This is a genomic window from Pseudomonas sp. LBUM1652, from assembly GCF_059716105.1.
This window is the reverse complement of record NZ_CP166804.1, coordinates 3,235,074-3,258,892: the sequence shown is the minus strand read 5'-3', so window position 1 is coordinate 3,258,892 and position 23,819 is coordinate 3,235,074. Positions and strand designations below refer to the sequence as shown.

Here is a 23,819-nt window from a genome sequence, read left to right as displayed (position 1 = left end):
GTTAGCGCTGATTGAAAACTGACGACTCTGGCGAGTGAAATTCGACCCAAGGCGAAAGCTGTTACAGCAAGGGCTGCTCATGGACTATCCAGGCTCCGTGAGGCGGTTATGGACTGCGTTGCCACATGTAGAAGTAGTCGACTTCGAAGGTGGAGGGCAGGTCAGCATCGTCGACCACCCCGAACCATTTCCACATGGCCTCACTGTCAAAGTTCACCTCCATCGGGAAGAAGAAGTAGTTGTTCTTCGACTCCCTGACCAGCACGCCATCGACGTACCAACGCAGGGTGTCGGGCTGCCAGTCGAAGCCGTAGATATGGAACGCATCCGCCAGGCGCCACGGACTGACCCAAATGCTGCCATTGTCGATATGTTCAGTGCTTTGTGGCGTCGCCCAGAGGTGGGCATTCATGTGATACGAGCGGTCCAGGGCCGCGTCTTTGGTCTTGCCGGCGATTTCAAAGATGTCGATCTCGGTGGCGTTGTCGAGCATGCCTGTCCAGGCGAGCCAGAATGCGCTGGAGCCTGCGGAGTTCATGGGTTTGGCACGGGCTTCGTAGTACCCGTAAAAACCGCGTTCAATTGTCCGCACCATCGCTGAGGTGTAGTCCTTGAAGCCGAGTTTGACGTACTTCTGCGGCAAGGTTTCCTTGCGGAAAACAATGTTCAGATTGCCATTGCTGACGGAGGCATTGTTCGGCGTGTAAAGCGCCGGTTTGCGTCCGAGCGACTCGTTCCCGATGGCGTTGTTGACGTGCCAGCGTGTGCGGTCGAGGGTGCTGCCGTTGAAGTCGTCGGACAGCTTCCTGTTGAGCGTCCACTGACCGGCATTGGCCTGGTCGGACAACGGCAGATTGGCGCGGGTTCGGGTCGGTAGTGCGCCGAGTGGTCCGACCCGGGTCCAGGTATCGGCTTGTTTGGGAATGGCAACGGACCATTTTTCCGCCAGGTACTTAAAGGCACGCTGGCGTTCTGCGAGTGAGGCAAACGCACGGTCGTACACCATCACTTCGGCGATGTCGCCGCGAAAGTTATCGGACTCACCCACGGCACTGCGCCCGATTGCATACGGACCGATCGGCACATCGTAAAGCTCCAGGACGGAAACGGTCGGCGCATACGCCGTGGTCTGTTGCAGGCTGATGGCGAAATTCGGCAACACGTTATCGTTTTGGGCGGTTTGCGGGCCTGAGCTGAACAAGCGTTGCCAGGGATCAACCTCGGCTTGTTCGGGCAATCGGCGAGACACGATCAATACCGTCACCGGGCCTTTGGCGCTGCGCAGGGCTTTGCCCAGAAACGCCGACGCGCCACTGAAACGCACGACGGAATGGCCATTCAGGGCGTTTGCCATCCGCTGTGGCGGCGAGGCAGCATTGTCGACTGTCGCGTGATTGGACTTGCCGGATTTGTCATTCCAGCGCTGGACCCGGTTCTGCGCATCCAGGGTCATTGTTGACGCATCGTCCGCGTCCAGCCACAGCACCAGCCCGGTGGCGGGGGCACCGGGAGGCGCTGATGCTGCGTTGCAAACCATCGAAACCGACAGCAGCAGCAACGGCAGCAATCCTTTGAACGTCATTTAACGGCAACCAGCGCTGGAATTTCGAATGACGACTGATATCCCTGCGGATTACACGACTGCCAGCGCCAGGTATCGACAATCATCTGTTGCAGATCGCGTTGCGCGGTCCAGCCCAACTCCCGTCCGGCCTTGCCGGGGTCGGCCCAGCATTTGGCGATGTCACCTTCGCGTCGCGGTACAAACCGGTACGGAATGGTAATGCCGGTGATGTCTTCGAAACTCTGGATGATTTGCAGCACGCTGTAGCCGATGCCTGTGCCGAGGTTCCAGACATTGATGCCGTTGTTGTACTGCAACACTTGAAGCGCTTTGAGGTGGCCGATGGCAAGGTCGACCACGTGGATGTAGTCGCGCACGCAGGTGCCGTCCACGGTGGGATAGTCGTTGCCGTACACCGTGAGTTCGGGAATCCGGCCAATCGCGACCTGCGTCAGACACGGCAACAGATTGTTGGGGCGGCCTCGGGGGTCTTCGCCGATCATCCCGCTTTCGTGAGCGCCAATCGGGTTGAAGTAGCGCAACAACGCGATGCTCCAGCGTGGATCGGAATGGCAAAGATCGGTCAGCAACTCTTCGATCATGAGCTTGGTGCGGCCATAGGGATTGACCGGTTTGCCGGTGCCGAAATCTTCGGCGATCGGTGTGCGCGTGGGCTCGCCGTAGACTGTGGCCGATGAGCTGAACACCAGTCGGAAGACGTTATGGCGAGCCATTGCCCGGCACAGGTCAAGCGTGCCGGCGACATTGTTGGCGTAGTAATCCAGCGGTTTGCGCACGCTTTCTGCAACGGATTTGAGGCTGGCAAAATGCACCACGGCATCGATGTCATAGCGGCTGAAAATGTCGTCCAGCACGGCCGAATCACGGATGTCGCCATGGATGAAATCGACCCGGCTCAGGGTCAATTGCTCCAGGCGCGCGATGCACTCTCGACAGCTGTTACTCAGGTTGTCGAGCACCAACACATGGTGTCCGGCATTGATGAGCGCCAAAGCGGTATGCGAGCCGATGTAACCGGCCCCGCCAGTAATCAACGTGGTTTTGCGCATGGTGAGCTCTTCCTGTCTAAGGGACTGAATTCAGCGGGAGGTGAAAACCGATTTGAATTCTTGCGGCCAGCGCGGGTGCATGACGCTATACGCCACGGCATAGCTCAGCGCGCCAACCACGATGTTGCAGATCAGGTGCAGGTAACCTTGAAAACCTTGCAGCGGTGACACGTACACGACGGTCGTGGCCATGACGAGTGAGGCGATCACGCTGCGGTAATTGGAGTCGAAGAACCGACCCCAGCCGTAACCAATGGCCTCGTTGAGTCCACGGATTTGCAGCGGTGTGATCAACAGCATCCTGGCCAGCAACGCGAGGGCCGCGGCCATGCCGCCGTACACGCTGCCGAACCCGTAGACCAGCGCCAGCGCCAGCACGGTGGTGACCACTTCAGCCTTGATCGTCAGGTGGCTGCGATTGACCGCAACCAGTGCGGTGGTGGCGTACATGGCGGTGTTGCCAATTGCCGCCGTGCAGGCCAGTACTTGCAGCAAGGGAATGGCATCGGCCCATTTGGCGCCGAATATCAACAGGATGAGGTCGTTGGCCGTGAGCGCGATTCCGATGAACAGGGGCGTCAACAGAAAGCCGCTGACGGCAGTGGAGTCGCCAATGATCCCGAGCAGTCGCGATGGCTCTGCGCTGCGCCGGGCGAACACCGGCAGCGCATAGCTCAGCAGGCCGTTATAAATCGCCGTGCGTGGCAGATCGATGATGCGCATTGCCATGTTGAACATGCCGACCGCGTTCGCGCCGGCCGTCATCCCCAGCACCACGTTGACCCCGCGCTGAAGTGTTTGTGTACTCAGCGCGTTGATGGCAACCGGTGTGCCGGCCTTCAACAGCTCCCGCAAGAACGGACCGTCGATGTAAAAGGCAATGCGCCGCGGGTCCGAGCGCATCAATACGATGATCGACACGAACTCCATGATCAGCACCTGGGCAATGACCGCCCAGGCCCCCCATCCCCAAAGCGCGACAGCGATGCCGCCGACGCCACCAAACACTTTGCCCAGTAACGTGCGCGACGCCAGCGTCTTGAAGTTGCCGCTGCGGCGCATTTGCGCCACATAGACACGCGCCATCATGGTGAAGAGGATTTTCACCGAGGCCACCGCCGTCATCGCTTGCAGCATCGGGTCGGGCGTATACAGCATCACCGCGCCCGAGATGACGACGATGGAGACCAGGCTGACCAGTACCGAGGCCCAGAACGCGGTAGAGATGTGTTTATCTTCCAGTCGTTCAAGCCGTACCAGCGGATCTTCCAGCACCGAGGAGTAGATGAGACCGACCAACTCGACGATGGCAATGATGATCGTGCCGACCCCCAGTTCGGCGGGCGACAGCAGCCTGGCATACACGACAAAGGTAATCATCGACAGGAAAATCAGGCCGAATTTTTCGGTGAAGATCCAGCCCAGGGAAATGAGGCGTCGATTGGCCATGGCGGATACCGGTTCAATGAGCGGTGGTTGACACCGTTGGCTTGCGCAAGGATCTGGCGCGGGCATAGAGGTAACGCAGGGTTGGTTTGCCGTGGTCGAAGAACAGCGTTTGCCAGGAATGCTTGAGCATTCGCTGGTACACATCGATCACCTCGCCATGCCAGCCGCCTCGGGAAAAGGTATTGAGAAAGTCGGTGTGGTTGGCCAGCACGAAATCGATCTGTTGCTGCTTGCTGAGCTGCGCGCCATAGCGGGCGAGATAGACTTCGACGAACTTGATCTTGTTCTGGTAGTGCTTTTTCGGTTGCGCGGTCATGTTGCCGCTGTTGATCGTGCGCTCCAGCAACACCTGCGGCACCGTGTGGATCTCCCAGTGTTCAGCGATTCGGGTCCACATGAAGCGATCCTCGCAATAACGCAGGCCGGCATCGAAGCAGCCGAGTTGCATCATCACGTCGCGCTTGACCAGCGCGGCGGATACGCCATTGAGGACGTTGGCGTGGATGAAATCGTAGAAATGCATGCCGCTCTTGCGGATGTTGTCCAGTTGCCGCCTGCCGTCGCTGTAGTTGACCTGGCAATAGCAGTCGATCAGCCCCACCGGCCGTCCCTGAAGACTGAGCTCGTCATACAGCGCCAGTTGCAGCTCCAGCTTTTGCGGGCGCCATTGGTCATCGGCATCGAGCATCGCCACAAACGTCTCTTGAGAGTGCCGAATTCCATGGTTGCGGGCGCTGGCCTGACCTTCGTTGGCTTGCTGCAACAGCGTCAGGCGAAACGGCGCCGCGAAGTCTTTGACCCGTTGTGGTCCGTCATCGGTGGAACCATCGTCAATAACGATGACGTGATCGGGCAGTCGGGTTTGCTCGGCCAGGGATACCAGCGTTTGCTCAATGCTGTCGGCGCCGTTGTACATCGGGATCACGACGCACACGGTATGCGGTGAAGGGGAGGCTTGGTTTATCACGGGTGTTTCTCCTTCTGTTACGCCTTGGCTGAATCACGCGGTAATGCCCTGCCAGACGGACGCTGACGCAGGGTGGCCGGTGATAACTCGGGAAATATCGCGCAGTGATGTCGGAAGGACAGCGCCAGGGTGCAGAACACCAAAAACTCGGCGGAGCGGTAGTTGGGGATCACGTACGCCACATAATTGGTGACGGCGAACAAGCCGATGATCACCAAAGCGCTGGCACGAAACTGTGCGGACTGGTTCGCCGTCACAGCGCGGTATTGTTTGAACAACGCTTCGCCCAGCAGCAGCACCAGCGCAGTCAACTGGATAAAGCCACCGTTGAGCAGCGTCTCCATGTAGCCGCTGTGGGCGTTGCCGATGTAGCCCCAGCGAGTGATGAACGCATCCGCGTCGGGGCTGGCCCAGAAGGCGCCGAAGCCGTACCCCTTGAGCCACTGCTGGTCGATAAATGGCGCCAGCAGCTCCCAAATCAACGTGCGATCAGTGAGAGAAGGATCGCGACCGGCGATTTCCAGCAGCCACGCAAGGTGGTTGTACAGCAACAGGCAAACCAGCAGAAACACCAGCGTGCAACCGAAGAACAGCCACTGTGAGCGATTGATACGCAAGCGAATCAGAGTGAGGAAGTACCAGTAGCTCACCGTGCCAGACACTATCAGTGCCACGCCGGTCGCCGATTGGGCGAGCAGGATGGCGATCAGCGAAGAAAACGAGCAGAAGAGGGCCCAACGGTTGCCCTGGCGGATCATCGGCAGCAACAGCAGGATGGCGATCGCGTTGAGCCGTGCACCGGCATTTTTTTCGGCAAAAATCCCCTTGAAGGCGCCGTCGCGAATACCACCGGACAAGAACGCGAGGTCAGGCCTGACCACTGCGAGTATCAAGCCGACCAACGCCGCCACACCGATGGCACAACCGAGCATGTAGGTGATTTTTTCGAGGGGGTAGTTATAGGCAATGAAACCGGCAAAAAAGACCACGCTGAGCATCGCGATAACCCGCTTGAACGTCAGCATCGGGTCGTAGGACCAGCCAATCGAGGCGATCACACAAGCCATGAACACCAGCAGAAAGAAGTTACTGCGGTAAAAGGTTTTGCTGAGGAAGACCTTGTTGCGGATGAAGAAGAACAACGGCACCAGCAGCGTGATGAGGCCGCAGACCTGGTTGGCGACGCTGCCTTCGAGGTCTTTATCGACGTCACCGAAACTGAACGCGCCGCCCAGCCCAAGGACAAACGTGATCACCTGGATGTAAAACAGCACGCCGAACAGGGTGAAGCCGTCGCGTAACGTCGAGTATCTGATCGCCAGTGTGCTCATGATGTTGGGCTCCCGAGCAACGCGTCGAGGTAAGTCTGCACCGCGCTGGCATTCATGAAACGGGCGGCTGCTTCAAGGCGCGAATGGCGCTGTAGATCCCGCGGTGTGGCGAGTTGCAGGGCAATCGCCTGCGCCAGCTCGAGCGGGTCGTCGACAGCGACGAGCGGTGCCACCAGGCCGCCGATCAAAATATCCTGGGGGCCATGGGGGCAGCGGGTCGCCACCACCGGCGTGCCCGTGGACAAGGCTTCTACCAGCGCATTGGGACTGCCCTCGAAGCGCGACGACAGCACAAAGCAATCGGCCGCCGCCACTTCTGCCAAGGGATCACTGGTGTAACCCGGCAGGTCGACGCGATCGGCGACGCCCAATGTGCGTGCGAGTTCAAGCAGTCGAAGTCTGAGTGCGCCTTCACCAAAAATGATCAGGCGTACGTCGGTATCCGGCAACGCGGCGAACGCTTTTATCAAGGTGTCGAAACCTTTTTGCGACGCCAGGCGACCCACGGCGACAATCACCGCGCCAGACTTTTCCCGCAGCCAGCGGTGACTTGGCAGGCCCGGTGGCTTCTCGCGAAAGTTGTTGTCGAGCACCGGGTTGTCGGCAATGGTCACGTCCTGGCGGCGCGCGATGGTGGTATCGACCAGATCCTGGGCGACACCGCGCGACACGCAAATCACCGGGTTGGGAATAAGCCGATAGAGCAGGGGAGCCACCATATAGGCGGCCCGCACCATGAAGTCGGGGTTAACGTGTTTGTCATGGGAAAAGGCATTGCGCTCGCTGACGTGCAGCCGCGCCAGCGTGCCGGACAGCATGGCAGCGGCGATCGCCACGACGTTGACGTGCGTGAGCGCCGCCAGTTGCGCGTCAAAGCGATTGGCACGCAGAAATCGCGCAAGCGCCGGCACCGCACGAGAGCTGCGCGGACTGCGCAGTTCAACCTTTTTGACGCGTGGGTCGAGGTGCGCTGCATTGATGCCGCCGCCGGTGAGCATCAACAGCGTCACGTCATTGCCGGCGTCGACCAATGCTCCGGCCAGGCGCGTCATCATTTTTTCAGCCCCGCCCGCGCTGAGGTCATGCAGGATAATCAGCAATTTTTTCATTGGTTCCACACCTGGTAATACGCCTGCGCCGCGTGCTGGCTGGTGTACTGGCGGAGGGCGTCAGTGACCATTTTTTCGCTGGGAGCCACGTGATCCGTTGATGTCAGGCTTCGCAGCATTCCATTGGCCAATGCCGGGATGTCGTTGACCTTGACCAGTTGGCCGAGCTGGCCGTTGTCCAGCAGTTCTCTGGGCCCCGTCTCGCAGTCGCATGCCAGCACGGGAGTCCCCAGCGCCAACGCCTCGATCAATACGGTCGGCATGCCTTCGTGAAGGGAACTCAGAATGAACAGGCGTGCTTGTCTGAGCAGTGAATAGGGGTTGCTCAGGAAACCGGTAAAGTGCACCCGGTGGGCGATGCCCAGCCGCTGCGCCTGAGCGATCAGCGCGCCGCGCAACGGCCCGTCGCCAGCGATCACCAGATCGGGCAGTGCCTGGCGGTGCAGCGCCATGGCGTAGGCATCGAGCAGCAGGTGAAAACCTTTCTGTTCCGTCAACCGGCCCAGACCCAACCAGTAGTCGTCGGGTAACCCGGCGGGCAGCGGCGCGCGTGAGGCTTGAAACAGTTGCTCGGTGATGACCGCGTTGGGGCAATAGCAAACACGCTGCTGACCCCATGGCAGTAAGTCGGCCAGAGACTGGCGCAATGCCGTGGAGACCGTCACCACTTTTCCGCTGCCACACAAGTACAAGGCATAGAGCAGGCGCAGGCTTGAAGGGCTGGTTTTCTGCTCAGTGCAATCGAGCGTGACGTGCCGGCTATAGATGACTTTGCAGGCACTGCCCAAGGTGGCGAACCAGGTGCAGACGTTGGCCTGTTCCTTGGCGGAAATCAGGTGAGTGACGCCCTCGCGACGAATGAGCCGACGCAACAGGACGATTGATTTGAGCAACCCGACGATGCCGTTGCCACCGCCGCTGTTGTGGCGTTGATCGCCGTCAGTGTCCGGCGTTTCACCGTTCATGACGAAAAAGCTCACCCGCTTTCCATCCTTGTGAAATTGCTCGGATAACCGTTGCTGTACCCGCTCGACGCCGCCGCCGGTCTTGAAATCTTTGAGAATGAACAGGATGTGCATAGTCATTCCCCAACGCTGATGGCGACTTTGTGCCGAGCGAGCATCGTCAACAGGTGCACAAAGTTGCTGGGGTAATCGATGAGGTAGCGTTTGATCGTATGAGGCTCGCGATACATTCGATAAAACGCGCGCAGGTGCAGGCGATTGATCATCGCCGGGTAGTACTGCCGCGTGGCCAGGGCTTCCTGGCGAATGAACCCGCCGCAGGTGAAGGCGACACCGCGAAAGCCTGCGCGCAACGCATCCTGTTCGAACTGTTCTTGCAGTCCCGCGCCCAGGCCAACGATCAGGATGTCCGCTTCGCTGTGGCAAATGTCGGCCTGAATGGCCTCGGCCTGCGAGGTATCAAAGTAGCCGTTGTGGTAACCGGCGATGGCCAGTTGCGGGTAGAGGCTCTTGATCTTGCTGATGAACAGATCCAGTTCAACTTGCCGAGCGCCGACGAAATACACGCGCTTGCCCAGTTGCTCAGCGCTGCCGAGTACAAGATCGGCAATCGAGGTGAAGTCAAAGCTGACCCGGCCGATCGTCTTGCCGGTCACGCGAGACATGAAGGTCGACATCAGCATGCCGTCGCAAAAATAGTTGATGGTGCTTGGGGTCTGCCCGAACACGCTGCCGATGGAGGCGAAGTTGATGAAGGAGTAGGCCTGGTTGGCCTCCAGTAATTTCGGTGAGTACTGCCCGACTAATTCCAGCTTGAACATGGCGCGGCTCCTTTCAGATGACTGAGGGGGTCTGCCGCCCCACGGAAACGTAGGTGAAGCCGCGTTTGCTCAAACGCTGTGGATCGAACAGATTGCGTCCGTCGAAGATCAACGGCTGTTTGAGCTGCTGACTGAGCAGGTCGAAGTCCGGTGCCCGAAACGATTGCCACTCGGTGACGATGATCAGCGCGTCGGCATTTTTCAGTGCCGCTTCCTTGGTGCCTGCCAACGTCAGGTCATCGCGCGAGCCATAAATGCGCTGGGCTTCTTCCATGGCTTTGGGATCAAACGCCTGAACGTTGGCGCCGGCCTGCCACAAGGCCTCCATCAATACGCGGCTGGGGGCTTCGCGCATGTCGTCGGTGTTGGGTTTGAAACTCAGCCCCCAGAGGGCAAAGGTCTTGCCGCGAAGGTGACCGTCGAAGTGATTGAACACTTTGCTGTACAGACTGGTTTTCTGTTCCTGGTTGCGCGCCTCGACGGCCTTGAGTACCCGAGCATCAATGTCGACGCTGGTGGCGGCATGTATCAGCGCTTTCACGTCTTTGGGAAAGCACGAGCCGCCGTAGCCGAGGCCGGGGTAGATAAATTGATAACCGATGCGTGGGTCGGAGCCGATGCCGTGGCGGACATTCTCGATGTCGGCACCGAGTTTTTCGGCGAGGCAGGCCATTTCGTTCATGAAGCTGATCTTGGTCGCCAGCATGCAGTTGGCGGCGTACTTGGTCAGTTCAGCGCTGCGAACGTCCATCACAATGATTTTTTCGCGGCTGCGATTGAACGGTTCATACAGCTCGCGCATGACCTCTTCGGCACGCGGGCTGTCGGTGCCGATGATGATCCGGTCGGGCCGCATGCAGTCTTCGACCGCGCAGCCTTCCTTGAGAAATTCCGGATTGGAGACCACGTCGAACGTCAGGTCGTTGCGATTGTTGTCGGCCAGTACCTGCTCGACACGCTCACGCACCAGGTCCCCAGTGCCGACCGGCACCGTGGATTTGTTGACGATGATGTGGTGCCGATCCATGTTCAACGCGATGGTTTGCGCCACGCTCAACACGTATTTGAGGTCTGCCGAACCGTCTTCGTCTGGCGGTGTGCCGACGGCAATCAACAGCACATCGCCATGGTGAACGGCCTCGGCCAGATCAGTGCCGAAGCGCAGCCGGCCACTTTGATAATTGTCCCGCACAAGGTTTTTCAGACCCGGCTCGTAGATGGGCAGTGCGCCTTCCTTCAGCGCCTCGACCCTGGCAACGTCGACATCGACGCAGAGCACGTTATGCCCAACCTCGGCCAGTGCGGCGCCTTGAACAAGGCCCACGTAACCAATACCGAATACGCTCACATTCATGGTCAAACCTCAGGTCGTCGTGACGGTTGTCAACGCAGGGCAGGGGGGGCTGTAGAGCTGGGGCAGGGGTCAGTAGATGTTTTTCGAAAACAGCGTGAAGGGCGTCTTGATGAGGATTTTTATGTCGAGCCACAGCGACCATTGGTTGATGTAGTTGAGGTCTTGGGCGACGCGCAGCTGCATCTTTTCCACCGTCTCGGTTTCGCCGCGATGCCCGGTGATCTGGGCCAACCCGGTGATGCCCGGCTTGAGACGATGGCGGGCCATGTAGGCGCGGACTTTGCCGGTGTAGTAAATGTTGTGAGTGACGGCATGCGGGCGCGGGCCGACCAGGGCCATCTGCCCGGACAGGACATTGAACAGCTGGGGCAATTCGTCGATGGAGCTGCGGCGCAGCAAGCGTCCGATCGGGGTGATGCGGTCATCGTCACGGGTGGCTTGGCGCACCTCGTGGTCGTCGTGGACGCGCATCGAGCGAAACTTCCAGACCTTGATCACTTCACCGTTGCAACCGTGGCGGTTCTGCTTGAACAGCACCGGGCCTGCGGAGGTCAGCTTGACCGCTGCCGCGACCACCAACAGCAAGGGGCTGAGCAGAATAATCGCCACGGTGGCCAGGCTGCGCTCGAACAAGTCTTTGCAAAACAGGCTGGCCGGATGCGAGCTGATCAGGCTTTCATTGAGGTAGATGGCCGGCATCCGCTCGATTTCCGAGATCGAATGGTTGAGCAACACCATGCTGCCGAAATCCGGGATCCACACCACGTCGACATTCATGTCCAGCAGGTCGATGTAGAGCGCTTCGATGGTGGCGGCATGCGCCATGGTCAGCACGACGTAGACGCGACGCACTTCCAGGCGCGTGATGATTTCGCGGATCGCGTCAACGTGACCGAGCAGCGGCAGAATGCTCGGGGCCGGGCCGCTGTTATCGGCGGCGGCGATGAAACCCAGTACCAGCGCGCGATTCGGCCTGGAGAGTTTTTTCGCCAACTCATGGGCCGTCGGGCAGGTGCCGATGATCACTGAACGACGCTCGTTACAGACCTTGCGCGAGTGCAGTCGGGCCAAATAATGAAGGGGCAGAAAACTCGCCGCCTGCACCACGAAACCCAGCACCGCCCAGACAATGATCACCTGGCGCGAAAACGTCGCACTGGTCTGTGTGATGAAGGCAATCGCCGCGAGCACGGCCAGCAGGATCAACCAGCCGGCGAGCAATCTGCCGAGCCCGACCAGCAGGCCATGGCGTTTGTGGTAGACCTTCATCAGACTGTAAATCGGCACTGAACCGAGCACCGTCAGAATGATCAGGATGCGGTATTCGCTGGTCAGACTGCCGACGCGCCAATACACGAGCAGCATCAGCAGCGAAGTCACCAGCGACAGCGCACACAGCCACTGGCCCCAGAATGTCAGGCCACGGCGTTGCGTCATATGAGCGGTATAGAGCGGTGTCATCGGCTTAACCTCAGGCAACAGTCATCCATCAGCGCTAATCAGGCAGACACGAGGTGTCTCCTGAAGGCTGTTCCGTAGTTCGGCAGAGGTGAAGCGGTTGTGTGATGGCAGAACGGGGGCAACGGCAGGCTTGTTCGCCCGACGTTACCTGGGCGCGAAGTCGTAGTTATAGAACGCCCGGGAGTGGTGGTGGCCGTACTTGCGCGCCTTGCGCAGGTCCACCTGATTGAGCACGGTGCCAAATACCGGCACATGGCTCTGTTGCAACATGGCAAGGCCCCTTTGCACTTGGCTGATGGGCGTGCTGTCGGCCTTGACTACATAGATCACCGCATCCGAGTGCTTGGCCAGCAACAACGCGTCGCTGATCATCTCCGCAGGGGGTGAGTCGATGATGATGTGGCGGTAACGCGATCTGAGTACCTCAAGCATGCGCGCCATGCGCGGCGAGCTGAGCAAATCCTGTGGTGGCGGCTGCAACGCGTTCGGCGAAGTGGCAGGGGAAGGCAGGCGCGGCGCGGCGAACATATCCAGCGAAGGCGGCAGAACCTTCCCGGCCGGCAGCATGTCCAGGTTGCCCACCGAAACGATGCAGTCTTCGAGCCTGGCGGTGCCTGCAATGACGTTCGCCAGTCCCGGACTGTCCGGTGGGAAGTCGAAGTTCAGCGCCAGGGTTGGCTGACGCATGTCAGCATCGATCAACAGCACCCGCTCCAGCGAACTCAGTGAACTGGCCAGGTTGTTGGCAATGGTGCTTTTACCCTCACCGGCAACGGTCGACGTCACCAGTACCACCTGCGAGGGCATTTCGCTGCTTTGCAACATCAGCCAGGTGCGCAGATTGCGAATGGTCTCGGAAAAACGCGGGTTGTCGTTGTCTTCGAACAAGCGCGCCAGTTGCCGGCGAGTTTTCTTCGTTACCAACGGCACGACGCTGAGCAGCGGAATGTTAAGTGCGCTTTCGATCGATTCGTCGGTTTTGAAGGTATTGCTCAGGCTCTCGAAGAGCAGCGCCAAAGCAACGCCGATCACCGCAGCGATCAACCCGACGATCCCGACAATCAAAGTTTTACGGGGCTTGCTCGCTTCAACTGGAACAATGGCCGGGTCAACGATGCGCACTTTGGTCGAGTCCATGTCGGCGGTGGCCGTGGTCTCTTTCAAACGGGTGACGAAGGTTTCATAGAGCGCGCGGGAGCTGTCGACCTCACGCTGGAACTCGCGTAACTGGAACTCTTTGCGAGCGATGTCCTGGATTTGCGCCTTGTTGCTGTTGAAGGATTGGCGCAGCGAGGCTTCACTGGCCGTCGCGAGCTGGTATTGCCGTTCAATACCGGCCACCACTTGCTGGACCTGCAATTGCAGGCTGGTGGTGGCGGTGCGCAATTCGGACTGCGCTGATACCAGGCTCGGGTGTTTTGGACCATAGCGTCCCGCCAGTTCATCAACCTTGGCCTGGGCCAAGGCGCGGTCCGCCTGAAATTTCTGCACCAACGGGTTGCTCAAGACGGCAGGCACGCTGGAGAGCCGACTTAGATCGCCATTGCTCAGAGACTTCGCCTGGCGGTACTCGCTCTCGGCTTCAGCGCGATTACGACGGGCGTCAACCATGCGATTACCGGTCATTTCCAGTTCGTTGGCGCTGATAGTGGCAACCCCACCAACGTCGACCAGACCTTGCTCTTCGCGGTAGCCCTGAAGCTTTTTCTCGGCCGCACGCAAGTTGTCACGCAGCTTGACCAGCCTTGTGTTCATCCACGCCGTGGTGGTTTGCGACGACTTCTCGCTGGTGTCGAGCTGGCTGTCGGTAAAACCCTGGGCCAGTGCATTGGCTGCTGCTGCCGCCAGATCAGGGTCGGGCAGCTCGACCTCGATTTCGAGCAATTGGCTCTTGCCGACGAACTTGACGCTGGTGTGCAGCATGAGGTTCTGCGTGACCTGATTGAAGACGTCTTCTTCGGTGAGCACATCTTTGAGCGGCATCAACATGCCCAGCCCCGGAACCCACTGCTCGAGGTCAAGATTGGTCAGCCATTGGCGCGGTGTGAACCAGGGCTTCGGTTGCTGCCGCGGGTCGGTGACCGGGTGAGTCGTCAGGCCGAGTTTTTTCACCGCGCGTTCGGCAAGATCCCGCGATTGCAGGAGCGCTTGCTGGGTCTGCAAGTAATCCGTGGCGTTGCCGCCTGAATCCTTGACTTGCTGGAAAGACATCAGCGGAGGCGTTTTATCGTTGAACAGCAACGTGGTACTGCCGATGTATTGCGGGGTGATGGTCGAGACCACCACGGCCGCCAGCAGACCGCTCACCAGAACCAGCCATCCGATGCTCCATTTGGCACGCCAGATCACCCTCCAGAGCTTTAAAAGATCAATGGTGTCCTTGTCTTCGCTGTACTGCTGATGCAGATGCGCTTGAAGAGGACGTTCGACGTAGGTGCTAGGGCTGTTGTCCATGATTAGAAAAAGCCTTGTGCAATGGAAATGGTGTCGCCGGGGGCAATCGTGGTGTTTCGCGTAACGTCATCGGTGAGGGTCGAACCACCGTCACCGCGCAAAATGGTCACGCGCTTGATTGAGGCCCGCTCGGTCAAGCCACCGCCCAATGCGATGGCTTTCTCTAGCGTCAGTCCGGGTACGAATGGATAGCTGCCGGGTTTTTTCACTTCGCCATTGATGTAGAACGAGCGGTATTCGATCTGGCTCAGGCTGACTTTCGGGTCGATCAGGTAACCCTGTTTAAGCCCGTCCACAATGATTTTTTCGACCTGGCCGGGGGTGAGTCCTTTGGCGGAAATCTCGCCCAGAAAAGGGTAGGAAAAGGTGCCAGCGTCGCTGAGACGGATCTTTTTCAGGCTCAACTCCGGCTCACCGAACACGATGATGCGCAAGACATCACCAGCCGCCAGTTTGTATTGAGTGCCGGGGTCTGCTGCATACGCAGAAGGGACAAAAACCAGCGCGAACAACAAGACAAAGGTGTGTGTGTTCATGTCGAGACCCTCTTAAAGGCTGACGTTGAAGCTGATCTGAAACACGTTGCGGCTGAAGCTTTCATTGTCGGCATCAGAATCGTTGTCGCGGAAGCGATAACCGAGTTCGATATCCAGCCATCGGCGCATCGCGTACACCACCGCCAGGTTGTAGTCCTGAAGGTTGTCGGTTCGGTTTTGACCTTCGTAGACATAACGCCCGACCCCGGCTTGTGCCACCGTGGTGATGCGTTCCGTCCAGCCATGACGCCAACCCACCTGTGTGAACGTCGACTTAACGGCTTCAGCGCCATCGTCACCTTCAGCGAGGGCCTGGCGAGCAACAAAGGTAAACGTCGAGTAAGTTCGCGGCTTCCATTGCAAATCCACTTGCCAGGTGGGGTTGTTGAGGTCATTGGATTCGTCGCTGTCGAAGTTCTTTCGCTCATATCCCAGGCGGACTTTGCCCGTGGTGCGAGCCGTGAAATCCCATACGGCACCGGCCAGCACGGCATCTGATTTACTGCTGCGCGGACTGTTGGCTTGCTGGTAATCAAAGTTGGTGTGGTCATATTCCAGCAGGCCTCGGGTATTACTGCCGATGCGGTGGTACCAGGTGCTGGTGAGTGCGGTGGTATTGCGTTCTTTGTCGTCGTTGATGCCATCGGCATTGTCGTAACGCAGTTCGGCGTAATTGGCCCCGAACTCGAGTTGATTGTCAGCGCTCTTCGCGCCGAAGGTGTAGAGGCCACCGACCTTTTTGTTGTTGAGCTTGTCGTTGACGCCTTCGACTGCCGTCGATTCCGTGCGCTCCCATTTCCGATATTCCGCTTCGAGTTTCAGCCGATGCCGGTCGGTGAACTCCATGACGCTGTCCGCACGCACGCGTTGTGCCGTGTTCGAGGCATCCGTTTCGTCGTGATAGATGTAGCGAGTGGGCTGCCAGATCAGCCGAGTGGCGCTGTTGCGATCTTCGGCTTTGAGTTCGAAGGAGGGCGCCAACTTGGTAATCATGGAAGACTGTGTATTGTTTTCCAACTCGCGAAAGTTGTTGTCATAACTTTCTGAAAACAAAAAAGACGGAGTAAAGTCGAATCCGTAAACATTTATCGCTTGCGGTTCAATACTCCAGGCCATTCCAGAATAAAGAGAGGCCGTCATCAGTACAACAGGGCAACGTGACATCAAGGCCATGTTATAGCTCCTGAGGAAAAGGCATATAAAGGCAGGCAGCTAGTTATAGGTTTGATAGCTGGGTTGTTGACGTTCAAGAACGCTGAGTGGCAAGCAGACAGATTGTTCCCGGTTGAGAAACTGCAGAAGGATCATCACCCGGTCGGTACCGTGCGCAGCAACGAATACGCCCTCGAGTGGCGACAGTGGGCCGCTGATGATCTGTAAATGCTCGCCGGGTTTGAGCGCTTCGTCCGCGTCCGACTCTGATTCAAGACAGCGCCCACGCAAATGCTCGATGACGTGCTCTGCCACCGTCGCAGGACCATGGTTGAATTCGACAATGCGACTGACACCGCGAGTGGAACGCAAGGGCGCCCAATTGTCGTTGCGGCTGAGTTGGATAAACAAATATCCGGGGAAGAGGGATTCCAACACCCGCTGTCGTTTCCCGCGAATGACGCGTTCACTGACTAGCTGGGGGTGGTAGACCACATAATTCTGTTGGAGGAGGTTGAGGTGGGCACGTTCATCCTGACGTGGTTTGCATTGCAATAAGTACCAATTAGGTCGATCTGAGCTGGTTGCTGGCATGCTGGTAAACTCTGTAATGATCGAAAGTTTATGCAGGCAGTAGCTCAATGGTGGGCTAAGAAGAGACCGTTGGCAGAAGAGTGTTTTTATTATGATATAACGCAGGGGTGTTTCAATAATGAATCACATAAGGTTTCATTAAGGTGCGTGACGCCAGGGCGTGACGCTATATTGTGCAGCGCACTAGGAGCGATTAACCGTCTAACTTTTACAGAGACAAAGCTACCGCACGGTCTGCATATCGCAGCGTTTATGATAGGTAGCTAAGTAGTTGTCTCTAAAATGTCAGCTGTCGAGTAAATTAGCGCTCGCGCCTTGTTCGACGAGACCTTGGTAGTTATCGGCCAGTCTTCACGGTCTGTCAAACGTTCCTTGTCAAAAAACACGCCATTGATCCAATAATGAATTCAGCCGATTACATCATGTTGTTTGTATTGAGTATTTATTTCTGACGGATGGCTCGGAATTTTTTCGTCTTTCAAGGTGAAGGCTAATAGGCAAGATCAACAGGCGAATCCCCATAGTTGGGGATTATTATAAAGTCTGGACTGCGTTTCCCGATCAACGCTATAAGTAATCACCTATTGAGTTGATTGGAGCAGGGACTATGACCGTTCTTGTGACAGGTGCTGCGGGCTTTATTGGATATCACACGGTCAAACGATTGACTCTGGACGGCCACACAGTAATAGGCATCGACAACCTCAACGATTATTACAGCGTGGCGCTCAAACAGGCGCGCCTCAAGCAGTTGAGCGAGCTGCAAGGTTTCCGTTTCCACACGATCGATATTGTCGATAAGCCGGCCTTGATGGCGCTGTTCGAAGAGCACGGTTTCACCGAAGTCGTCCACCTGGCCGCTCAGGCGGGTGTTCGCTATTCACTGGATAACCCGGATGCCTACGCGCAGTCGAATCTGGTGGGATTTTTGAATGTGCTGGAAGCCTGTCGACATTATCAGCCCGCGCATCTGATCTACGCGTCTAGCAGTTCGGTGTACGGTGCCAACAGCAAGCAGCCTTACAGTGTCGACGACGCGGTCGAGCAACCGGTTTCCCTGTACGCCGCCACCAAACGCGCCAATGAATTACTTGCCCACAGTTACTGCCATCTCTACGGGCTGAAGGCCAGCGGGCTGCGGTTTTTTACCGTTTACGGGCCATGGGGTCGACCGGACATGGCGCTATTCAAGTTCACCGAAGCGATCCTGCAGGGCCGTCCGATCGATATTTACAACCATGGTCAAATGGCGCGGGACTTTACCTACGTCGATGACATTGTTGAAAGCATCGTGCGGCTGTGTCCGAAACCGCCGGTAGCCGACAAGGAGGGCGAAGGCGTCAACCGGATCTTCAACATAGGGCGCGGCAGCCCGGTAGCGCTGCTGGATTTTGTCGATTGCCTGGAGACGGCATTGGGCACAAAGGCTCAGCGCAACTTTATGCCGATGCAAGCGGGCGATGTCATCAATACCTGGGCCGATGTTTCGGCGCTGGCAGAATGGATCGGTTTTTCTCCGCAGGTGGAGGTTGAAGCAGGGGTGGCGCAATTTGTGAAGTGGTATCGCCAGTATTATCAGGTTTAACGCCTATGGCTGATTCGTTCTGGTCAGTGGCACCAGCGTTTCACAACCCTCTCGAGTGGAAAGATCAGCCTCTACGCAGAGGTCTTGCGGCATATCGATGTTCGCCTGACGCGCTGAAGTCAGTACTTTCGCGCCTTCAGCGAGAAGCAGGTTGACCAACGCTTGCCGACACCTTTCGTGCCGCCGGTTACCAGGATCCGCTTGCCGCCCAAATCAAGATTCATGGCGTAATCTCTAGAGAGTGAATCCGACCATCTTGCAGCGTAAACGCGTGGTTCAAATTGATTGGACTGCCAGGGAAGTTGCCAGTAACGCGAGCCGTGACGGTCAATGTGCCAGCGTACTCGGCCACCTCAATTGGCTCGACCTGGTAGGTAAACGCCTGCCGGGCTTCGCGCTGCCATGATTCGATTGCCTCGAGCCCTTCGTGTGTGCGGTTTTCGTCAAACATCTACCCTAGGAGGGCGGTAGGGCAATCGAGCGAGTATGAGTGTCAGCCACTCGCAGTTTTATGTCGGTCGCTCAGGTCAGCAGTTAATCCCCGGCGGACATTATCTAATGTCCGCCGGGTTTTCAGCTCTTACTTAGGCATCAGCACTGTGTCAACCACATGGATGACGCCGTTGGACTGCATGACGTCAGCAATGCTGATCGCGCTTTTGCCACCTTTGGCGTCCATCACCGATAGTTTTCCATCGTGCGCCATGACGGTGAATGACTCCCCCTGCACGGTTTTCAACACAACCTTGCCGCCATTCATTTTGGCGTCCGCCATCAACTGCTTGGCGGTGTGAGTACCAGCAACCACGTGATACGTCAGTATCTTCGTCAAGTCTGCCTTGTTTTCCGGTTTGACCAGTGTGTCTACGGTTCCGGCGGGTAATTTGGCAAAGGCTTCGTTGGTTGGTGCGAAGACGGTAAATGGACCTTTACTATTAAGCGTGTCCACGAGGCCGGCGGCCTTGACCGCCGCCACTAGGGTCGTGTGGTCTTTCGAGTTGACGGCATTCTCGACAATAGTCTTGTTCGGATACATGGGGGCACCACCTACCATGACGGGTTCGGCGGCAAAGCTTGGTGACGCAGCAAAAAAGAGGGTAGCGAAGCAGACCGCGGCGATGCGTTGAGCAAGGGTAAGCATGGTACTTCTCCTAGATTCTTCGGTCCTTCGGATGAAGGTGATAAATGTACGGAGCAAGTCCCTGAACGGATGCATCAGGGCGACCATATTTTCCCTTGGGCGATGACCGGTCTGGTCGGCACCCTGATAGGTGAGCCGTTCAAAGATTCTAGAGAGAATGTAGGCATCGGCTGACAGTAGGCACAGTGAACGAGGTTTGCCATCAGCGTCGACCGGCTTGAGCGCTCTTATTCTGCCAATAGGCGGATCGAGTGCGGACTGCACGTTCGTCGGCTCTCCGGCTATGTATGATTGACAACACTCCTACTCCGGCTCCGCGAATCTGTCGATTGCATCGTCTAGGGCTTCAAGTAAGCATCCGTAGTACGACCGGATGCTCGTTTAATGATGAAGCGGCTCAACTCTAAGCCGCGACTTGTCGTCATTTGGCGTTAGCTGCTTTTTCGATCAAGCTGGCAACGATTTTCGGGTTGGATACCATCACCACATGAGAGGCGCCCTTGACTGCGACGGTTTGCTTGGCATGTGCCCGCTCGGCCATGAACACCTGGGCTTGTGCCGGGATGTTCTTGTCGGCGGTCCCATAGACGAACCAAGAAGGAATGGTTTTCCAGGCCGGCTCGGTCGATGCTTCGTTTAGGGCGGCGACAGTGACGGGACGTTGAGTCGCCGCCATGACGCGTGCGTCAGCGTTTGAGACGTCCGCCGCAAACTGGTCGTGAAATTTGTCTTGTTGGATATACAGATCCTTACCGCCGTCAGCCAAGGCTACTGGAGGGGCGAGGGTAGGGCCCAGCGTACCGCCTGGGAAACGTCCAGATAATTCTGCGGTGGATTCACCTGCTTCGGGTGCAATGGCTGCGACGAATACCAGCGCTTTAACATTGGTGTTGCCGTAAGCCGCTTCGCTGATGACCGGACCACCATACGAATGCCCGACCAGCACAACGGGCGTTTTGATGCTGGCGAGCACGTCGGCGACCGACTGAGCATCACCTTTGAGTGAGCGCAACGGGGTCGACGCTGCGATCACTGGGTAGCCATCTTTTTCCAGAATTTTGACGACGCCATTCCAACTGCTGGAATCGGCGAAAGCGCCATGAACCAATACGACAGTCGGTTTGACCGGCGCAGCCATCGCTGCGGTGGCTGTAACCATTGCGGCCGCTAAGGCCAGGCCTGAGAATAACTTGTTCATCTAGAGTTCCTGTGTGTGACGAAGGTTGACGCAATTCCATCAATTTGTGCCGGGTACAGAATCAGCCCTCCCTTTCGGGTGGGCACGTAGTAAGTCTTTGCAACGATTCAGAACCTTCTTTGCATCATCAAAAAAACGAATTTCATCAAGTTGATGCCTCTGCGGCCGGTTGCAAATCAATGCACTGCGTGGCCCATGGTCTGCCCTAAACAAACCCGGGAGAACGACCAAAAAAGACAATCTACTGTTCCGGTTTTTGAAATGGCCGCGATTATTTCGGTCGGGAGAGGCGTTGCGCTTGAGGGGTTATTGAATTCAAAACTGATGAAATTCGACGGAATGCGTCCCTGCACAACCTCTAGAGAAGATCCTTTGATTTTGATCAGTTCGCGCAAAATCAATTTAGAGTCCTCGATGCCCTGTAGGCCAGATGCCGATACTCGTTAGCCCGCTCACTCCCAAAGGCTTTTTCTCACTACTGCCTTCAAGTACTTTTCGCGAACGTCGATACAGCAAAGACAAAAAGGGAGAATCTCATGCAAATCAATGCCGCTGCCCACGCTTCGATTAAAATCATAGAACCCTCAAATGCTGCGAAATCAGTGCCGAGTGAGACGTCAGGCGACTCCGACGTACCAGCAGTTACCGAAGGTGTAAAAGTGACTTTGTCCCCCGAGGGGACTGCGAAAGCGTCAAGTGAGACCGACAAAAATGCGGATATCGACGCTAGCAATCTACCGGATGGCGTTAAAAAAATTCTCAAAGCGATAAGAGACATCCAAGAGAAAATTCAAAAGAAAATGGAAGAATTGGATGCCATCAAGAACAATCACTCTCTGAGCGAAAAAGAGCGTGAGGGGAAGGTACAGGGCATTCTCGGGGAGTTAGGTATTCTCACTAGCCAGCTCACTACTACCACGAATGATCTGCACCGCACAGAAAACGAGATGAAGCTCTCGTCTTCGATGAAAAAGCTTTCGAACTCCCTTTCAGCTCCTAGAGATTGACATACACCGCCGCACATGGAGCCTCCACGAACGTCACCGGAAAGCGGTGGGGGTGCAACCTTCTTTCAAGAGACCATCGTCATTAAGAATGGCGTATCACTCACAGCCTTCGACCACGTTGACCCGGTAACGCTCCTCCGCGAGTTCTGACCAGCCAAGCAGGTCGGCCCGCCTCAGGCTTGTCGGCACTCGATTCGGAAGAGACCTCCATCTGCGTATTGCTCTAAATCCTTCCCGAATAGATTGATTGCCTGTTCAGAAGCCTCTACCAACATTGTTTCATCCTGCACAATTAAGCCATGACATCTCTGCTCATTCTCTGAACCCCATTTGTTGGTGAAACTGTTCCCAGAAGCGATCAACTATTGGAGTTGTCGCAGCGTTCTCCATTAATGGGAGATTCCAATGTTTGGCACTCATCAATCCTGTCCTGGCGTCTCCCATCCGGATACCTCAATGGTGCTTCATCGTGAGCACGAAGCCGGCTTCTTGCTTCCCCAATTCATGGGAGGCTTGGCAAGTGAGATCAGCGGATTAGGCATGACTGATTTGTGCCAACCGCAATCAGGCGGAGGTTTTTTTTCGAGGCTTTGTACCTCACTGATGCATTCGCTGAAGCTCCGGTCGTTATTCCTCAAATGAAATTGGACAGCCGGGCGCTGTGCATTCCCTGCAGAGAACTGAAATGAGCTACGACTTCGATCTATTTGTCATTGGTGCCGGCTCGGGTGGAGTGCGTGCTGCAAGGTTTGCAGCAGATTTTGGTGCAAAAGTAGCGGTTGCCGAAAGTCGATACTTAGGCGGCACGTGTGTGAATGTCGGCTGCGTTCCAAAAAAGCTGTTGGTTTACAGTGCCCATTTTTCTGACGACTTCGAACAGGCCGAAAGCTTCGGCTGGACAGCGGGCAAGGCGAATTTCGACTGGTCATCGCTTATTGCGAACAAAAACCGTGAGATCGATCGTCTCAATGGCATCTACCGTAAGCTTTTGATTAATAGCGGCGTCACGTTGCTCGAAGGCCATGCGCGATTAGCAGATGCGAACCATGTTGATATAAACGGCCAGCGTTTCAGCGCTGAGCGGATTTTGATTGCGACTGGCGGTTGGCCGCGGATCGCGGACATTCCGGGACACGAGTATGCGATCACTTCGAATGAAGCATTCTTCCTGGAAGAGTTGCCTAAGCGAATCCTGGTGGTCGGCGGTGGTTACATTGCCGTGGAATTCGCCGGCATTTTCAACGGGCTAGGAGCTGATACTCGGCTGCTGTACCGAGGCGATATGTTTTTGCGAGGATTCGATCGATCGGTTCGTACTCATCTGGCAGAGGAGTTGACTAAGCGCGGGTTGCGATTAGATTTCAACACTGACATTGTCCGAATTGATAAGCAACCAGACGGAAGTTTGCTAGCGACGCTTCAGGATGGAACGCAGCTCGAAACTGATAGCATCTTCTACGCCACTGGTCGAAGGCCTATGCTCGATAGTCTTGGGCTGGAAAACACACGCGTCGAACTCACCGAGGCTGGCTATATTGACGTGAATGAGCACTTTGAAACTCGCGAGCCTTCCATATTGGCTCTGGGTGATGTTATTGGCGGTGTCCAGTTGACACCCGTTGCGACAGCAGAGGGCATGGCAGTCGCCCGTCGGTTGTTCAAACCTGAGCAATATCGTCCGGTCGATTATCGGCACATTCCGACCGCTGTGTTCAGTCAGCCGAACATAGGCACGGTGGGGCTTACCGAACAGCAAGCCGTTGATCTGGGCCACAAAGTAGTTGTGTTCGAGAGCAGGTTCCGCCCTATGAAATTGACTCTCACCGAGTCGTCAGAACAGACGCTGATGAAGCTGGTAGTGGACGCAGAATCTGATCGAGTGCTGGGATGCCACATGGTCGGTCCGGACGCGGGGGATATCATTCAAGGCTTAGCGATTGCTCTTAAAGCGGGTGCCACCAAACGACTTTTTGATGACACTATCGGCGTTCATCCGACTTCCGCAGAAGAGTTCGTTACCCTCCGTACGGCGGTGAGCAGCAGGTGACTGATCAGGTCAGG

At 56.8% G+C, this 23,819-nt stretch carries 19 protein-coding genes; 3 read left to right on the top strand and 16 right to left on the bottom strand.

Features of this window, described 5'->3' with window-relative positions; all coding sequences use genetic code 11:
- Window positions 1-106: 106 nt before the first annotated feature.
- The 14 genes from ACA069_RS14760 to rfaH form a co-directional block, all read right to left on the bottom strand.
- Window positions 107-1,582 carry a family 16 glycosylhydrolase gene (locus ACA069_RS14760; protein WP_497613980.1) on the bottom strand — a complete coding sequence of 492 codons (1,476 nt, stop codon included), beginning with the start codon at window positions 1,580-1,582 and terminating at the stop codon, window positions 107-109.
- Window positions 1,579-2,634, bottom strand: a complete 1,056-nt coding sequence (galE, locus tag ACA069_RS14755) for a UDP-glucose 4-epimerase GalE (RefSeq protein WP_305443825.1) — start codon at window positions 2,632-2,634, stop codon at window positions 1,579-1,581. The genes ACA069_RS14760 and galE overlap by 4 nt, the downstream gene beginning before the upstream one ends.
- 30 nt (window positions 2,635-2,664) lie before the next feature.
- The gene (locus ACA069_RS14750; protein WP_497613978.1) at window positions 2,665-4,083 is read right to left on the bottom strand and encodes an oligosaccharide flippase family protein; all 1,419 of its coding nucleotides are present in this window, start codon (window positions 4,081-4,083) and stop codon (window positions 2,665-2,667) included.
- Window positions 4,084-4,096: 13 nt separating this feature from the next.
- On the bottom strand, window positions 4,097-5,050 hold the full coding sequence (locus ACA069_RS14745; RefSeq protein ID WP_187679856.1) for a glycosyltransferase family 2 protein: 954 nt from the start codon (window positions 5,048-5,050) through the stop codon (window positions 4,097-4,099).
- Between the two features lie 17 nt (window positions 5,051-5,067).
- Window positions 5,068-6,381: an O-antigen ligase family protein gene (locus ACA069_RS14740; RefSeq protein WP_187679857.1), complete on the bottom strand. Its 1,314-nt coding sequence runs from the start codon at window positions 6,379-6,381 to the stop codon at window positions 5,068-5,070.
- Window positions 6,378-7,490, bottom strand: coding sequence for a glycosyltransferase (locus tag ACA069_RS14735; RefSeq protein ID WP_497613975.1), 1,113 nt, complete (start codon window positions 7,488-7,490; stop codon window positions 6,378-6,380). Before ACA069_RS14735 ends, ACA069_RS14740 begins: the two co-directional genes overlap by 4 nt.
- The gene (locus ACA069_RS14730; RefSeq protein ID WP_489880467.1) at window positions 7,487-8,569 is read right to left on the bottom strand and encodes a glycosyltransferase; all 1,083 of its coding nucleotides are present in this window, start codon (window positions 8,567-8,569) and stop codon (window positions 7,487-7,489) included. The genes ACA069_RS14735 and ACA069_RS14730 overlap by 4 nt, the downstream gene beginning before the upstream one ends.
- Window positions 8,570-8,571: 2 nt before the next feature.
- Window positions 8,572-9,276 (bottom strand): WecB/TagA/CpsF family glycosyltransferase, encoded by a 705-nt coding sequence (locus ACA069_RS14725; RefSeq protein WP_187679860.1) that lies wholly within the window; start codon window positions 9,274-9,276, stop codon window positions 8,572-8,574.
- Window positions 9,277-9,289: 13 nt separating this feature from the next.
- A complete protein-coding gene (locus ACA069_RS14720; protein WP_497613973.1) occupies window positions 9,290-10,630 on the bottom strand; it encodes a UDP-glucose dehydrogenase family protein in 1,341 nt (446 codons plus the stop codon).
- Window positions 10,631-10,699: 69 nt separating this feature from the next.
- On the bottom strand, window positions 10,700-12,091 hold the full coding sequence (locus tag ACA069_RS14715) for an undecaprenyl-phosphate glucose phosphotransferase (RefSeq protein WP_497613971.1): 1,392 nt from the start codon (window positions 12,089-12,091) through the stop codon (window positions 10,700-10,702).
- A gap of 144 nt (window positions 12,092-12,235) precedes the next feature.
- Window positions 12,236-14,545, bottom strand: a complete 2,310-nt coding sequence (locus ACA069_RS14710) for a GumC family protein (RefSeq protein WP_187679862.1) — start codon at window positions 14,543-14,545, stop codon at window positions 12,236-12,238.
- Between the two features lie 2 nt (window positions 14,546-14,547).
- On the bottom strand, window positions 14,548-15,081 hold the full coding sequence (locus ACA069_RS14705; RefSeq protein ID WP_489880471.1) for a polysaccharide biosynthesis/export family protein: 534 nt from the start codon (window positions 15,079-15,081) through the stop codon (window positions 14,548-14,550).
- 12 nt (window positions 15,082-15,093) lie between these two features.
- Window positions 15,094-16,254 carry an outer membrane beta-barrel protein gene (locus ACA069_RS14700; RefSeq protein WP_497613968.1) on the bottom strand — a complete coding sequence of 387 codons (1,161 nt, stop codon included), beginning with the start codon at window positions 16,252-16,254 and terminating at the stop codon, window positions 15,094-15,096.
- Between the two features lie 39 nt (window positions 16,255-16,293).
- Window positions 16,294-16,827 (bottom strand): transcription/translation regulatory transformer protein RfaH, encoded by a 534-nt coding sequence (gene rfaH / locus ACA069_RS14695; RefSeq protein WP_187679865.1) that lies wholly within the window; start codon window positions 16,825-16,827, stop codon window positions 16,294-16,296.
- Window positions 16,828-17,434: 607 nt separating this feature from the next.
- Here rfaH and ACA069_RS14690 point away from each other — a divergent pair.
- Entirely contained in the window at window positions 17,435-18,412 is a 978-nt protein-coding gene (locus ACA069_RS14690; RefSeq protein ID WP_497613966.1) for an NAD-dependent epimerase, read from the top strand.
- A 580-nt stretch (window positions 18,413-18,992) separates the two neighbouring features.
- On the opposite strand, the gene ACA069_RS14685 is transcribed toward ACA069_RS14690, so the two are convergent.
- Both ACA069_RS14685 and ACA069_RS14680 read right to left on the bottom strand, forming a co-directional pair.
- Window positions 18,993-19,553 (bottom strand): fasciclin domain-containing protein, encoded by a 561-nt coding sequence (locus tag ACA069_RS14685; protein WP_489880564.1) that lies wholly within the window; start codon window positions 19,551-19,553, stop codon window positions 18,993-18,995.
- Window positions 19,554-19,974: 421 nt separating this feature from the next.
- Window positions 19,975-20,751, bottom strand: coding sequence for an alpha/beta fold hydrolase (locus ACA069_RS14680; protein WP_489880474.1), 777 nt, complete (start codon window positions 20,749-20,751; stop codon window positions 19,975-19,977).
- Between the two features lie 536 nt (window positions 20,752-21,287).
- On the opposite strand from ACA069_RS14680, the gene ACA069_RS14675 reads away from it, so the two are divergent.
- Window positions 21,288-21,758 carry a chemotaxis protein gene (locus ACA069_RS14675; RefSeq protein ID WP_489880475.1) on the top strand — a complete coding sequence of 157 codons (471 nt, stop codon included), beginning with the start codon at window positions 21,288-21,290 and terminating at the stop codon, window positions 21,756-21,758.
- A gap of 685 nt (window positions 21,759-22,443) precedes the next feature.
- A complete protein-coding gene (gene gorA / locus ACA069_RS14670) occupies window positions 22,444-23,805 on the top strand; it encodes a glutathione-disulfide reductase (RefSeq protein ID WP_497613963.1) in 1,362 nt (453 codons plus the stop codon).
- Window positions 23,806-23,819 lie beyond the last annotated feature (14 nt).

Excerpts from the sequence above, each read along its gene's own strand:
- ACA069_RS14760 (WP_497613980.1), bottom strand. The coding sequence starts at position 1,582 with ATGACGTTCAAAGGATTGCTGCCGTTGCTGCTGCTGTCGGTTTCGATG.
- galE (WP_305443825.1), bottom strand. The coding sequence starts at position 2,634 with ATGCGCAAAACCACGTTGATTACTGGCGGGGCCGGTTACATCGGCTCG.
- ACA069_RS14750 (WP_497613978.1), bottom strand. The coding sequence starts at position 4,083 with ATGGCCAATCGACGCCTCATTTCCCTGGGCTGGATCTTCACCGAAAAA.
- ACA069_RS14740 (WP_187679857.1), bottom strand. The coding sequence starts at position 6,381 with ATGAGCACACTGGCGATCAGATACTCGACGTTACGCGACGGCTTCACC.
- ACA069_RS14735 (WP_497613975.1), bottom strand. The coding sequence starts at position 7,490 with ATGAAAAAATTGCTGATTATCCTGCATGACCTCAGCGCGGGCGGGGCT.
- ACA069_RS14730 (WP_489880467.1), bottom strand. The coding sequence starts at position 8,569 with ATGCACATCCTGTTCATTCTCAAAGATTTCAAGACCGGCGGCGGCGTC.
- ACA069_RS14725 (WP_187679860.1), bottom strand. The coding sequence starts at position 9,276 with ATGTTCAAGCTGGAATTAGTCGGGCAGTACTCACCGAAATTACTGGAG.
- ACA069_RS14720 (WP_497613973.1), bottom strand. The coding sequence starts at position 10,630 with ATGAATGTGAGCGTATTCGGTATTGGTTACGTGGGCCTTGTTCAAGGC.
- ACA069_RS14715 (WP_497613971.1), bottom strand. The coding sequence starts at position 12,091 with ATGACACCGCTCTATACCGCTCATATGACGCAACGCCGTGGCCTGACA.
- ACA069_RS14710 (WP_187679862.1), bottom strand. The coding sequence starts at position 14,545 with ATGGACAACAGCCCTAGCACCTACGTCGAACGTCCTCTTCAAGCGCAT.
- ACA069_RS14705 (WP_489880471.1), bottom strand. The coding sequence starts at position 15,081 with ATGAACACACACACCTTTGTCTTGTTGTTCGCGCTGGTTTTTGTCCCT.
- ACA069_RS14700 (WP_497613968.1), bottom strand. The coding sequence starts at position 16,254 with ATGGCCTTGATGTCACGTTGCCCTGTTGTACTGATGACGGCCTCTCTT.
- rfaH (WP_187679865.1), bottom strand. The coding sequence starts at position 16,827 with ATGCCAGCAACCAGCTCAGATCGACCTAATTGGTACTTATTGCAATGC.
- ACA069_RS14690 (WP_497613966.1), top strand. The coding sequence starts at position 17,435 with ATGACCGTTCTTGTGACAGGTGCTGCGGGCTTTATTGGATATCACACG.
- ACA069_RS14685 (WP_489880564.1), bottom strand. The coding sequence starts at position 19,553 with ATGCTTACCCTTGCTCAACGCATCGCCGCGGTCTGCTTCGCTACCCTC.
- ACA069_RS14680 (WP_489880474.1), bottom strand. The coding sequence starts at position 20,751 with ATGAACAAGTTATTCTCAGGCCTGGCCTTAGCGGCCGCAATGGTTACA.
- ACA069_RS14675 (WP_489880475.1), top strand. The coding sequence starts at position 21,288 with ATGCAAATCAATGCCGCTGCCCACGCTTCGATTAAAATCATAGAACCC.
- gorA (WP_497613963.1), top strand. The coding sequence starts at position 22,444 with ATGAGCTACGACTTCGATCTATTTGTCATTGGTGCCGGCTCGGGTGGA.